13 protein-coding genes are annotated in these 12,640 nt (G+C 67.8%); 8 read left to right on the forward strand and 5 right to left on the reverse strand.

What is annotated here, in order from left to right; translation table 11 throughout:
- Positions 1-11 precede the first annotated feature (11 nt).
- Together AC1DJH_RS25575 and AC1DJH_RS25580 are read right to left on the reverse strand one after the other, a co-directional pair.
- On the reverse strand, positions 12-1,913 hold the full coding sequence (locus AC1DJH_RS25575; protein ID WP_478187631.1) for a GspE/PulE family protein: 1,902 nt from the start codon (positions 1,911-1,913) through the stop codon (positions 12-14).
- Positions 1,914-2,113: 200 nt separating this feature from the next.
- Positions 2,114-2,467 (reverse strand): hypothetical protein, encoded by a 354-nt coding sequence (locus AC1DJH_RS25580; protein ID WP_478187632.1) that lies wholly within the window; start codon positions 2,465-2,467, stop codon positions 2,114-2,116.
- 118 nt (positions 2,468-2,585) lie between these two features.
- Between AC1DJH_RS25580 and AC1DJH_RS25585 the strand changes: the two genes are divergently transcribed.
- Complete coding sequence (locus AC1DJH_RS25585) at positions 2,586-2,927, forward strand: hypothetical protein (RefSeq protein ID WP_435439649.1); 342 nt, start codon at positions 2,586-2,588, stop codon at positions 2,925-2,927.
- A gap of 11 nt (positions 2,928-2,938) precedes the next feature.
- Here AC1DJH_RS25585 and AC1DJH_RS25590 read toward each other — a convergent pair whose 3' ends face one another.
- On the reverse strand, positions 2,939-3,403 hold the full coding sequence (locus AC1DJH_RS25590) for an N-acetyltransferase family protein (protein ID WP_478187633.1): 465 nt from the start codon (positions 3,401-3,403) through the stop codon (positions 2,939-2,941).
- A gap of 92 nt (positions 3,404-3,495) precedes the next feature.
- Positions 3,496-4,173 (reverse strand): SGNH/GDSL hydrolase family protein, encoded by a 678-nt coding sequence (locus tag AC1DJH_RS25595; protein ID WP_478187634.1) that lies wholly within the window; start codon positions 4,171-4,173, stop codon positions 3,496-3,498.
- A 220-nt stretch (positions 4,174-4,393) separates the two neighbouring features.
- Here AC1DJH_RS25595 and AC1DJH_RS25600 point away from each other — a divergent pair, with 220 nt between their 5' ends.
- Positions 4,394-4,819, forward strand: coding sequence for a GlcG/HbpS family heme-binding protein (locus AC1DJH_RS25600; RefSeq protein ID WP_472119996.1), 426 nt, complete (start codon positions 4,394-4,396; stop codon positions 4,817-4,819).
- Positions 4,820-4,826: 7 nt separating this feature from the next.
- On the opposite strand, the gene AC1DJH_RS25605 is transcribed toward AC1DJH_RS25600, so the two are convergent.
- Positions 4,827-5,768, reverse strand: a complete 942-nt coding sequence (locus AC1DJH_RS25605; protein WP_478187635.1) for a LysR family transcriptional regulator — start codon at positions 5,766-5,768, stop codon at positions 4,827-4,829.
- An 87-nt stretch (positions 5,769-5,855) separates the two neighbouring features.
- Here AC1DJH_RS25605 and AC1DJH_RS25610 point away from each other — a divergent pair, with 87 nt between their 5' ends.
- The 6 genes from AC1DJH_RS25610 to AC1DJH_RS25635 all read left to right on the forward strand — a co-directional run bounded on the left by AC1DJH_RS25610 (position 5,856) and on the right by AC1DJH_RS25635 (position 12,538).
- Positions 5,856-6,830, forward strand: coding sequence for a Bug family tripartite tricarboxylate transporter substrate binding protein (locus AC1DJH_RS25610; protein ID WP_478187636.1), 975 nt, complete (start codon positions 5,856-5,858; stop codon positions 6,828-6,830).
- Between the two features lie 15 nt (positions 6,831-6,845).
- The gene (locus tag AC1DJH_RS25615; RefSeq protein WP_478187637.1) at positions 6,846-7,877 is read left to right on the forward strand and encodes an amidohydrolase family protein; all 1,032 of its coding nucleotides are present in this window, start codon (positions 6,846-6,848) and stop codon (positions 7,875-7,877) included.
- On the forward strand, positions 7,874-8,779 hold the full coding sequence (locus AC1DJH_RS25620) for a VOC family protein (protein ID WP_478187638.1): 906 nt from the start codon (positions 7,874-7,876) through the stop codon (positions 8,777-8,779). The genes AC1DJH_RS25615 and AC1DJH_RS25620 overlap by 4 nt, the downstream gene beginning before the upstream one ends.
- A 23-nt stretch (positions 8,780-8,802) precedes the next feature.
- Positions 8,803-9,666 (forward strand): fumarylacetoacetate hydrolase family protein, encoded by an 864-nt coding sequence (locus AC1DJH_RS25625; protein WP_478187639.1) that lies wholly within the window; start codon positions 8,803-8,805, stop codon positions 9,664-9,666.
- Entirely contained in the window at positions 9,663-11,213 is a 1,551-nt protein-coding gene (locus AC1DJH_RS25630; protein WP_478187640.1) for a bifunctional 3-(3-hydroxy-phenyl)propionate/3-hydroxycinnamic acid hydroxylase, read from the forward strand. The genes AC1DJH_RS25625 and AC1DJH_RS25630 overlap by 4 nt, the downstream gene beginning before the upstream one ends.
- 299 nt (positions 11,214-11,512) lie before the next feature.
- Positions 11,513-12,538, forward strand: a complete 1,026-nt coding sequence (locus AC1DJH_RS25635; protein WP_478187641.1) for a LysR family transcriptional regulator — start codon at positions 11,513-11,515, stop codon at positions 12,536-12,538.
- Positions 12,539-12,640: the final 102 nt, after the last annotated feature.

A 12,640-nucleotide genomic window follows, 5' to 3' on the forward strand; every position in this document is an offset into this window, starting at 1 on the left:
GGGCCGCGCGTTCACACGTTGCTGGTCGCGCGCACTTCCTCGATGCTGGTGTGCCCGGCCAGCACTTTCTCGATGCCGTCCTGGCGCAAGGTGCGCATGCCTTCCTGCAGCGCGGCCAGCTGCAGCTCTTCCGCGCGTGCGCCGGTCTGCACCAGGCGGCGCAGCGTGCTGGACATCACCATCAGCTCGTGGATGCCCACGCGTCCCTTGAAGCCGGTGTTGCCGCAGTGCTTGCAGCCGGTGCTGGCGTGGCTGTGCAGCTTGCCGTCGTGGCCGTAGCGGCGCAGCCAGTCGTCGTGAACGGCCTGGCGGTGGGCCGGCGTCTTTTCCTGCGGGCCGAAGGCATGCATGTAGTCGTCCAGCAGTTCCTCGACGGCCTCCGCGCTCGCGGGGGAGGGGGTGGTGCAGCGCGTGCACAGGCGGCGCACCAGCCGCTGGGCCAGCACCGCGAGCAGGGAGTCCGCGAAGTTGAACGGGTCCATGCCCATGTCCAGCAGCCGGGTCACGGTTTCCGGGGCGCTGTTGGTGTGCAGCGTGGACAGCACGAGGTGGCCGGTGAGCGAGGCCTCGATGGCGGTCTTGGCGGTTTCCTCGTCGCGGATCTCGCCGACCATGATCACGTCGGGGTCCGCGCGCACGAAGGCCCGCAGCGCCTTGGCAAAAGTCCAGTCGATGCGCGGGTTGATCTGCACCTGCCGCAGGCCGGCCTGGGTGATTTCGACCGGGTCTTCCGCCGTCCAGATCTTTCGTTCGGGCGTGTTGATCTGCATCAGCGCCGAGTGCAGCGTGGTGGTCTTGCCCGAGCCCGTGGGACCTACGCACAGCACCATGCCGTAGGGGCGCCCGACGGCTTTGGTCAGCTGCGCCAGGTTGTTCGGCGACAGGCCCAGCTGGCTCATGGGAATGGGCTTGGCCGATGCCAGGATGCGCATCACCACGTCTTCGAGCCCGTTGTTGGTGGGAATGGTCGCCACGCGCAGCTCGATGCGGTGCTGCGGCGAGTACTTCGCGAAGTTGATCTTGCCGTCCTGCGGCATGCGCTTTTCGCTGATGTCCAGGTCGCACATGATCTTGATGCGCGCGACGATGGCGGCGCGGTAGCTCGGTGGCAGCTCCAGGTAGGTGTAGAGCAGGCCGTCGCGGCGAAAGCGGATGCGGGTCTTTTCCTGGCCCGGGTAGCTTTCGATGTGGATGTCGGAGGCACCCTCGCGGTGCGCCTCCAGGATCATGCTGTTGATCATGCGCACCAGCGAGTTGTCCGACTGCTCGATGGGCGCATCCGTGGGGGCGGCCGCGGGACCTTCGCGCTCCAGGGTCTGCAGCAGTTCGGTGGTGCCGGCCATGTCGAACTCCAGCGGCCGCATGGGGTCGAGGTTGGCCGCAAAGGCGCCCCCGACGCCGACAGCGGGCTCGCCGATCTTCTCGTAGGCCGTGTGCAGCACGGTGTCGAGGTCCAGGCATTGGCCGATGACGGGAATCACCTTCGCCTGCGCGATGAACTCGATCTCGTCGAGCGCCGAGTGCCGGCTGATCGGATCGTCGATGGCCACGATGATGCGGCCCTCGTGCATCATCAGCGGCATGACCTGCAGGCGCCGCGCGACGCTGTGGCCGACCTTGCGAAGGGCGTCGGCCGCGGGCGGGAACAACTGCAGGTTCACCAGCGGGTAGCCCATCTTGCGCACCAGCGCGGTCTGCAACTGGCCCTGGGTGACGATGCCCATGCGCACCAGCGTCTCGCCCAGCGGCACGTTGGGTGCGCGTTGCTGCTGTGTCAGGCCTTCGCGCAGCTGGTCCTGGCTGACCATGCCCAGCGATGTCAGCGCTTCGCCGATCCGGGCAATCGGCATGCGGCTCTGGGCCGCGATGGCGATCAAAAGCTGTTCGGGCAGGACGACTTCGGTGGAAGACATGTGTTCTTTTCCTGTCTTGATTGCGTGAGCGTGGCGCACCGAACTGCGGCGCGCCGATGCTGCATCCTAGGGCGAGGCGGAAGAACCTGCCATCCGTGCGACGCTTGAGTACGCAAGTTCTCAGCGAACACGTAGGCCGTCGACATCAAGGCTTGCAGCGCGTCGTCGACCACCGCCATGGCATACGAAGACTCGATGATCTAGCTCGCGCAAGGCGCTGCGGGCCGCAGCCTGCGCAGCCGCACGGTCAGCTCCTTGACCAGCTGCAGTTCACCGCGCCGCTGCGCCACCTCCAGGCCCCGGGCGAAGGCCGCCTCGGCCTGCTCGGCATCGCCGAGTTCCAGTGCAATCAAGCCTTGCAGGCGGTGTGCCGCGGTGAAGTCCGCGTCGAGGGCCAGTGCCTTCCCGAGGTGTATCAGCGCAGTGTGGGGATCGTCGCGCCGGTGATGGGCCAGCGCCAGGCTCATGCGCAGCAGCGCGCCGTCGCGGCCCGCGGCCAGCATGCGTTCGAGTGCTTCGGGCGAGGGGCCGGGTGGCGGGGGTTGCGTGCTCATTGTTGCGTCCTCGGTGGTTTGTCAAAGCATAGCCTTGGACATTTCAAGTTGCAGTTCGCGGCCCGAATCTCCTTGCGTCCTACGCGGATCGCGCCGCCGATGGCAAAGCATCGAGACGATGCGTAAATTGATACTTGTGACAACACTGGGGTTGGGTGCGTCTTGCGCACTCGTGCAGGCCGAGCCGATCAAGGTGCCGGTCGACAACGACGACAAGGGCACCGTCTATGTGGCGCCCAACGTGAACCCGACCGAGCAGGCCGCCACCGTCAATGGCGCGACCGTCGGCGTGCAGCGGCCCGACGGCAGCGGCACCTACATCGGTACCGACACCTCGACGCCCCGGCCCACCTATTCGCTGGGAGCCAGCACGGGCGGCAACGTGTCGCTCAACGGCGGCGTGTCGTCCGACGGCAAGGCCAACAACGGCGTGAAGGCCGGGGTGACGATCAAGTACTGAGACTGAGGGGCTCAGACCGAGGTGCCGTACACGATGAACCCGTCGTGAGTGGCCACCTTGTCATACAGCGCGCGCCCCGCCGCGTTGGTCACATGCGTCTGCCAGTACACGCGGTGCCCGCCCGCACGCTTCACCCGGTCGTACACGCCCTGGATCAACAGCCGTCCCACGCCCCGTCCGCGCTCCGAGGGCAAGGTGAACAGGTCCTGCAGATAGCAGGTCGGCTCGATGCGCGTGGTGCTGCGGTGGAACAGGTAGTGGGTCAGGCCGACCAACTGCCCTTCACGCTCGGCAACCAGCGCATGCACCGGTTCGTAGGCATCGAAGAACCGTTGCCAGGTGACCTGTGTGATCTCGTCGGGCAGGGCGGTCGGGCCCTCGCGGCCGTAGAAGGCGTTGTAGCCGTCCCAGAGCGGCTTCCACGCCGCGTAGTCGTCCGGCACCGGAGGGCGAATCGAGAGGGAAGAGGTCGTCATGCGTGTGCTGCCTGCGCGTTGAAAGAGTGAACGTGCGATTGCAACATGACTCGGCCTCGGGCCATTGCGAGCCATGCCACGCGCACCCGTCGTCACGCGCACTCCGGGGCCAGGGTGTCCAGCACCGTGACCAGTCGCTCGACGAGTCGGGTGGAATAGACCTGCGACGGATGAAGAATGTCCGCCATCTCGCCGCGACGCATCGGCACGCTTCCCCAGTCGGCGAATGGCACCGCCAGGTCCCCCGCCACGCGTCGCACCGTCGCGTCGCCTCGTGCGCGCACGTCGGCGCCGACCAGTATTTGCGACAAGCCCGTCAGGACCACATGGCGGCCCTCTGCCCTGGTTTGCGTGACCATGGAGCGCAAGGCCGGTTCCAGCGGCAGGTTCTGCATGGCGTCATTGAGTCCGTACTGGATGACGACGATGCGGCTCGAACGTGGTTCCGTCGCGAACGCCGCCGATCGCACGCTGGCGGTTTCTCCGTTCACGGAGTGATCGATCACCCGGTATCTGGGACGCATGCGCCGAAGCGCGGCCGCCGGGCTTTCCTCGAGACGCCGGTCGCCCAGGTAGCCGCCATGAAGGATGGAGTCGCCGTAGAGCTCGACGCTGCAGGCACCTTTCGGCGCCGCAGCAGCACCCAAGGAATCGACCGCGAGGCCCGGATCGGGATCCCCGGCGCGGCTAGAGACGGAAGCCGCAGTACCTTGGGCGTGGTCTTCCAGCGGCGCGACGGAGGGCTGAGAGCAACCGGTGGCCAGTGCCATGCTCAGGGCGCCGGCGATCGTTCTGAACAGATGGGATCGCCAAGGTCGAACGCGAATGAAATCAGGCATTCCCTCAGGCTAGAAGGCAATGAAGGAGGAAAAATGGAGACTGTGTGCTCGCCTCGGAACGCAGGACGGCTGCGAGCGTGCACGCCGACAATCGGCAAGCCGAAGATCAAGACGGCGGCGCGGCCGCCCAGCCAAAGAAAAGGAAAAGCCCATGTCCAGCCTCACCCTGCAGCAAGCCCGGACCATCATCGATGCCGCCCTGAAGAAATCCACGGAGGCCGGCTATCAGCCCATGGGCATTGCCGTGCTCGATGCCGCCGGCAACCTCAAGGCGTTCGCCAGTGAAGACGGGGCCACCATGTTCCGCTTCGACATTGCCCGCGCCAAGGCCTGGGGCGCCGTGGGCATGGGCGTGGCCAGCCGCAAGCTGGCCGAGCGTGCCAAGGACAACCCCAACTTCTTCGTCGCGCTGGCCGCCACGGCCGACGGCAAGTTCCTGCCGCAGACCGGAGCGGTGGTGATCCGCGATGCGGCGGGCCGGATGCTGGGCGCGGTGGGCGCCAGCGGCGGCACCGGCGACGAGGACGAAGCCATCTGCATCGCCGGCGTTCAGGCGGCGGGGCTCGCGGCCGGTTGAAACGCCCTCAGCCGGCGGCCTGCCAATCGGGCAGGCCGGCATTGGCGTCGCGCCGGTTCACTTCGTAGAACAGGCCGCGCAGCCAGCGGTTGGACGCATCGTTCTGCATGCGACGGTGCCAGTACTGCTGCACCTGGAGCTGCGGCGGCTTGAAGGGCAGCTCGATGGTCTTCACCGCAATGTGCCGCTGCACCACGGTGGCGATGTCGTCGGGCACGGTCGCCACCAGGTCGCTGCCGGGCAGCAGCGACAGCAGGCTCATGAAATGCGACAGCTCCAGCGTCACGTGCCGGTGCCAGCCCTTGTCTTCCAGAAAGCGGTCCAGCATGTGCTCGCGCCCGTCCGGCCGCACCACGATGTGCCGCGCCGCCAGGTACTGCCGTGCCGTCATGCGCGCGGGCGCTGCCGGGTTGTGCGCGCAGGCGATGCAGGTGTAGGACGTCCTGAACAGGGCCTGGCGGTAGTAGCCTGCCTTCTGCAGATCGGGAAAGAAGCCCACGGCCAGGTCGGCCTGGCCGGCCTCCAGCGCCTGGGCGGCGGCCGTGCGCGGCATCGAGAGCGCATGCAGCCGCACCAGCGGCGCCTCCTGCCGCAAGCGGCGCAGCACGCCGGGAAGAAAGGCGACCTCGCCGATGTCGGGCGTGAGCAGCGTGAAGCTGCGCTCCGCGTGCGCCGGATCGAAGCCCGCGGGCTGGAGGATCTCCGACTGGATCGCCTGCACCACGCGCTGCACCGTGGGCCCCAGCGCCTGCGCGCGCGGCGTGGGCTCCATCTGCGCACCGGCGCGCACGAACAGGTCGTCGTCGAAGGTCGCGCGCAGCCGCGCCAGGGCCGCGCTGGTGGCCGGCTGGCTGAGTCCGACGGCTTCGGCCGCGCGGCTGACGCTGCGCAGCCTGGTCATGGCATCGAACAGCACCAGCAGATTGAGATCGACTGAACGAATATCCATGAAATGGATTTTATGTATCCATGTCATCGACTGTTCAGATGATCGAAGGCTTCCTAGCATGCAGGCTCAAATAAAAAAGGAGACTTCATGCAACGCAGAGATTTCGCCCGGGCGGCGATGCTGTTTCCATTGGCCGGGAGCGGCCTGCTTCGCGCCCAGCCCGACTGGCCGCAGCGCCCCGTCAGGTTCATTCTTTCGCAGCCGGCGGGCTCGGGCCCCGACGTGCTGGCGCGCGTTGTTGCCGACCGGTTGAGCCGAAGCTGGGGCCAGCCCGTCGTGGTCGAGAACAAGCCCGGCGGACAGAACGTCATCGGCGCACTGTCGGCAGCGCGTTCGCCGGCCGACGGCTACACCCTCTACTACGCCACCACCGCGGCGATGGTGACCAATGCCTTCACCTTCAAGGCCTTGCCTTACGACCCCGCGAAGGACTTCGCGCCGGTCCGGCTGGTGGGCCGCAGTCCCTTCGTGATCGCCTGCGCGGCGAACTTTCCGGCCCGGAACCTGAAGGATGCGCTGGCGTTGGCCAAGGCGAAGCCCGGCGACATCACCATTGCAACGGAAGGCCCGAAGACCTTCTCCGGCATGCTGGCCGACAGCGTGGCCGGCATGGCCGGCGTGCGCTTCAACCATGTCCCGTACACCAAGGCCACCGATGCGCTGCAGGACGTGATCGGCGGACGCGTGCAACTCGTCTGCCTGCCCGATGCGGCCCTCACGGCCTACCTGAAGGCCGGGCAGGTGCGTGCACTGGCCGTGAGCACCGCCCAGAGGCAGCCGGGCATGCCGGACGTGCCATCGCTCTCGGAGACCTTTGCCGGCTTCGACTACGCGGGCTGGAACGGCCTCTTTGCGCCGGCCGGTACGCCGCCGGACGTGATTGCGCGCGTCAACCGCGACCTGGAGGCCATCCTGCAGCAACCCGAGGTGGTGGAGCGCCTGCGGACCCTGGGCTCGGAACCGGAGCTGCACATGTCGGTGGGTGAGTTCGAATCCTTCATGCGCAGCGAGCGCGAGCGCTGGGTCAAGCTGGTCAAGCAGCTCGGCATCCAGCCTGAATGAACCGGAGTTCGAGGCGTGCACAAGCTCGACTGCAACTGCGGCATCGACGTGCATGCGCACGTGGTGCCCGAACACTTTCCGAACTACATCGGCGCCAGGCTGCCTGCCGAATGGCCCTCGATGGCGCCGGCCCATGCCTGCCACCGCCACGTGATGATCTCGGGCAAGGTGTACCGCACGGTGTCCGACAAATGCTGGGACACCGCGCGCCGGCTCGAGGACCTGCCGGGCATGGGTCTCGCACTGCAGGTGGTCTCCCCGATGCCTGAGCTCCTGTCGTACTGGATGGCGGCCGGCGATGCCCGTCAGCTGCTGCGCTACACCAACGACTGCATGGCGCAGATGGTGGCGCAGGGCGACGGCCGCATCGCGGCACTGGGCGCGGTGCCGCTGCAAGACATCGACCAGGCGATTTCCGAACTCGAATACGTGATGAAGACCCTGGGCTTTGCCGGGGTCGAGATCGGCAGCAACATCAACGGCGCGCCGGTGGGCGCCCCGCAGTTCGATCCCTTCTTCGAAGCTTGCGAGGCCCTGGGCGCTGCGGTGTTCGTGCATGCCCTGCGCCCGGCGGGCATGGACCGGCTGGTGGGCCCTGCGCCGTTGCAGCAGGTGCTGGCCTACCCGGGCGACGTGGGCCTGGCCGCGGCCTCGGTCATCACGACCAACCTGCTGGTGCGGCGGCCGCGCCTGCGCATCGCTTTCAGCCATGGCGGCGGCACACTGGCCGCGTTGCTGCCGCGCCTGCAGCAGGGCTGGGACGTGTTCCCGGCGCTCAAGGAAAGCATCGCCACGTCTCCGGCCGAGCAGGCACGACGGCTGTTCTACGACACCCTGGTGTTCGACACGCCCTTGCTGCGCCACCTGGTGGACCGGTTCGGGGCCACCCAGCTGCTGCTGGGCACCGACTACCCCTTCAACTTCCACGACCGCACGCCGGTGCAGCGCGTCGAGGCCGCAGGCTTCGATGAGGACACGGCGGCGGCGCTGGTGCACCGCAACGCCGAGCGATTCCTCGGCCTCCTTACGAAAGAGACGACCCCATGAGTTCTCCCTGGATCCAGGGCCTGCGCAGCGTGGCGCTGTTCGTGCCGGACCTCGCGCAGGCCGAAGACTTCTATACCCGCACCTGGCAGCTCGAAGTGGCGCACCGCGCGCAAGGCGTGCTCTACCTGCGCGGCACGGGCAACGATGCCTACCTGCTGGCGCTGCACCAGGGCAGGGAGCTGCCGCAGATCCGCCAGGTGACCCTGCGTGCGCGCAGCCGCGAGGCGCTCGATGCCATTGCGGCCCAGGTGGTGGCCGCCGGCGGAACTTTGCTGGCGCAGGTGCACGAACTCAGCCGCGACCCGGGCGGCGGCATGGGCCTGGAGTTCAAGGACCCGCATGGCCGCATCTTCCAGGTGGTGCACGGCGACACGCAGCGGCCCGAAGGCGCCGCGGTGAAGGACCGGCCCGTCCGCCTGACCCACGTGGTGCTGAACAGCCACGCGGTGGACGAGACGCAAGCCTTCCTGCAGCAGGCGCTGGGGTTTCGCCTGGCTGACCGCACCGGGATCATGGCCTTCATGAATTGCGATCGCGACCACCACGCCATCGCCATCGGCATCTCGGACAACGATGCGCTCAACCACATCGCCTTCCTGATGCCGGACTTCGAGTCCGTGATGCGTGGGGGCGGCCGCATGAAAGACGCGGGCTTTCCCATCCAGTGGGGCCCCGGCCGGCATGGCCCGGGCAACAACCTCTTCAACTACTTCATCGATCCCTTCGGCGTCGTCATCGAGTACACGGCCGACGTGGAGCAGATCGACGACAGCTACGAGGCGCACGGCCCCGAGCACTGGAAGTGGCCACCCGGCCGCGTGGACCAGTGGGGCATCTCGCCCGCGCCCGGCGCCGCGCTGAAAGAAGCGCAAAGGCGCATCTTCTTTGCACCGAATTCCTGATTTCCCAACCGAGCGACATCCCGATGAAATTCACCACCTACCTGCGCCAAGGCGCACCCCGCCTGGCCCTGGTCGAAGGCCAGGACCTGATCGACCTGAACGATGCCGACTCGCAGCTGCCCACCGACCTGCGCGCCGCGCTGCGGACCGGCGTCGACCTGCAGGCCGCGGCACGCCAGGCGCTCGCGTCCGGCAAGCGGCAGCCTCTGGAGGCCGCGAAGCTGGCGCCGCTGGTGCCCGAGCCCGGCAAGATCATCTGCCTGGGCCTGAACTACTATGACCATGCCAAGGAAGGCGGACGCGAGAAGCCGGACTACCCCTGGTTCTTCTTCCGCGCGCCGTCGTCGCTGGTGGCCCATGGCGAGGCAGGCTGGCTGCCCAAGGTCTCGACCCGCTTCGACTACGAGGCCGAGCTGGCGGTGGTAGTCGGCCGCACGGTGCCCCGGCACACCAAAGAGGCCGATGCGCTGCAGTACGTCTTCGGCTACAGCTGCTTCAACGACATGAGCGTGCGCGACTACCAGAAGCGCACGCCCCAATGGACCATCGGCAAGAACTTCGACCGCACCGGCGGCTTCGGGCCGGTGCTGGTCACTGCCGACGAACTGGCGCCGGGGGCCGCGGGCCTGCGCATCCAGAGCCGCCTCAATGGCCAGGTGATGCAGGACGCCAACACCGACGACATGATCTTCAGCGTTGCCGAGACGATCGCGCTGCTGGCGGAGGTGCTGACCCTGGAGCCGGGCGACGTGATCGTGATGGGCACGCCCGCGGGCGTGGGCCAGGCACGCACCCCGCCGGTGTGGATGAAGGCCGGGGACACCATCGAGATCGAGATCGACCGCGTCGGTCTTCTTTCCAACCCCATCGCGGACGAGGCGGCGTGAGCACGGGCGACATCTACGACGTCGCCATCGTCGGCTACGGGCCGGCGGGGCAGGTGGCGGCCGGACTGCTGGGGCAGCGCGGACTCAAGGTGTATGTGTGCGAGCGCCTGCCTGACGTCTACGAGATTCCGCGCGCCATTTCGCTGGACCACGAAATCATGCGTGTGTTCCAGCAGCTGGGCGTGGTGGAGGCCGTCGAGCCCTACACCGAGCCGTTCACCAACTCCGAGTATTTCGGTGTCGACGGCCAATTGATCCGCCGCATGACGATGGTGGCGCCGCCCTATCCGCAGGGGTACACACCTTCCGTCGTGTTCACGCAGCCGCCCGTGGAGCGGGCGCTGCGTGCGCGGGTGGCGCAACTGCCCAACGTGAAGGTGGACCTGGGCGTCGGCATGAGCGCGCTCGCGCAGGACGACGAGGGCGTCACGCTGCAGATCGATGCCGAAGGCCAACGGCGCACGGTGCGTGCCCGCTATGCCATTGCCTGCGACGGCGGCAGCAGCGGCGTGCGCACGCAGCTGGACATCGAGATGCAGGACCTGGACTTCGACGAGCCCTGGCTGGTGGTCGATGTCCTCGTCAACGAACAAGGCCTGGCCAAGCTGCCGAAGGTGAGCGTGCAGTATTGCGAACCGCAGCGCCCCTGCACCCTGGTGGTCGGCCCGAAGAACCATCGCCGCTGGGAGATTTCGATCCTGCCGGGCGAAGACCCCAAGGAGGTTGCCACGCCGGAGCACACCTGGAAGCTGCTCTCGCGCTGGCTCGCGCCGGAGGATGGCGCGTTGTGGCGGCAGGCGAGCTACCGTTTCCATGCGCTGGTGGCCAAGGAATGGCGCCGCGGCCGCGTCTTTCTGGCCGGCGACGCGGCGCACATGCAACCACCTTTTCTCGGGCAGGGCATGTGCCAGGCCGTGCGCGATGTGGCCAACCTGAGCTGGAAACTCGCGGCGGTGCTCCAGCGCGAGGTGCGGGGCGCGGCGGGCGAGGCGCTGCTCGACAGCTATGGTGCCGAGCGCCAGGCCCATGTGCGCGAGCTCACCAGCCGCATCAAGGGGGTGGGGGCGGTCATTTGCGAGCGCGACCCGGCCAAGGCGAGGGCACGCGATGCACGCCTCTTGGAGGAATGCGGCGGCCGGGTGCAGGACACGCCGCGACAGGACATCCTGCCGCGCCTGGCGTGCGGTCTTCTCTCGGCGGCGCCCGGTGCGGCACGCGGCAGCCTGTTTCCCCAGCCGTGGCTCGGGGGCGCGGCGGGGGAGGGTCGACGCATGGACGAAGTGGCAGGCCATGGCTGGCGGCTGGTGCTTGCGCCGGGCCTGGCGCTGGCAAAGGCCGATCCGATGCCGGGATTCGTCACGCTGGCACTTGGCGGGGATGACGACGTGGAAGGCGTCGCGACGGGCTGGTTCCGTCAGCATGCATGTGTCGCCGCGCTCGTGCGGCCCGACAACTACGTCTACGGCACCGCTCGCAGCGCCGCCGAGGCGCTCTCCTTGTGCGAGGAGGCCGGCGCGGCGCTCGGTTTGCCGGCCTGCGTCGCCTGAGCCCGCGGGGCTTGCTGATCAAACGCCGCATGCGACTCGCGGAACTCGAACGGCGTGCGGCCCGCCATCCGCTTGAAGAACTTGAGGAAGTTGGTCGGCTCGGTGAAGCCGAGCCGGTGTCCGACCTGCGCGGGAGACCGTGCTCTCGGAGACCCAATGCACCCGGCTGTCGGCGCCGACGCCCACAGCGGCGGCAGCTCCGAAGCTGATCTGCGTTCAACGGCGTCGCTTGCAACCATGCTGGTCGCGCAATCCGCAGTCATTGGGGAGCGGCTGGCGCGGTACAGAATCGTCGGGCCATGGAACTCAGATCTCTCCGCTATTTCATCGCCGTACTCGAGGCGGGTAGCCTGTCGCGTGCGGCGGGTTCGCTGTATGTAGCTCAACCCGCGCTCACGGCGCAGATCAAGAAGCTGGAGGTTGAACTCGGCACCCAGCTCTTCGAGCGCTCGCACGTCGGGGTCACGCCCACGGCCGCCGGCCTGCAGCTGTACCAGGACGCGCGCAAGCTGCTGTCCGACGCCAGCGCGATGCGTGAGCGCCTGCAGCGCGCGCCCGACGGGCCCGAAGGCTCGGTCACGGTGGCGGTGCCTTTCCTGCTGGCCTCGTTGCTGCTCGGGCCGGTGCTGGCGCGGTTGAAGCGCAGCCACCCGCGCATCCGCGTGTTCGTTCTCGACGACCTGAGCCTGATGGTGCGCAAGGCCATGGTCGAGCGGCGCGCGGACATCGGCGTGCTGGTCGACGCCGAATCCGTCAACGGCCTCGACGTGAAGCCCTTCGTGCGAGAGGCGATGTTCGTCTGCGGCTACGACGCCAACGGCAAGGTGGCGTCCATGACGATGCCGCCCTCGGCCAAGAAAGCAGGCAAGGGCAAGACGGCCGCAGTGCAGCGTCTCGAACTGCCGTTCGCCCGCGCGGCCAACTTGCCCCTGGTGCTGCAGTCGCGCCGCTTCAGCATCCGGGCACAGGTCGAGAGGACTGCGGCGGATCTGGGGCTGGAACTCAACATCGCGCACGAACACGACTCGGCGCGCGTGATCCGCTCTCTGTACCTGGCTGGTGCCGGCTTCACCTTCTCGCCGGCCTGCGCCATGGGCGATGCGCCGCCGAGCGGCAAGCAGTGGCTGGTCGCGCGCGTCGTCGAGCCCGATCTGGCGCGCACCTATTCCCTTGCGACCCCGGCGGGGCGCGAGCCTGACCCCGCGATCCAGGCGGTGCTGGACGTGCTGGTCGACGAGGCGCGCCACATGATCGCCTCGGGCCGCTGGGAGGCGGAGTTCCTGTTCGGCAAGCGGCGCGCCGGCCACGGCGGCAGGGCCAGCTGAGCCATTGCGTCGGTCGCATTGAACCGAGGGGCATCAACTTTTCTGATCGCCGTGCATCAGCAATCCGTATTTGTTGTTGTGCGCCTTTCGCCGCCAAAGTCG

It is taken from the genome of Variovorax sp. 10N412, from assembly GCF_056394985.1.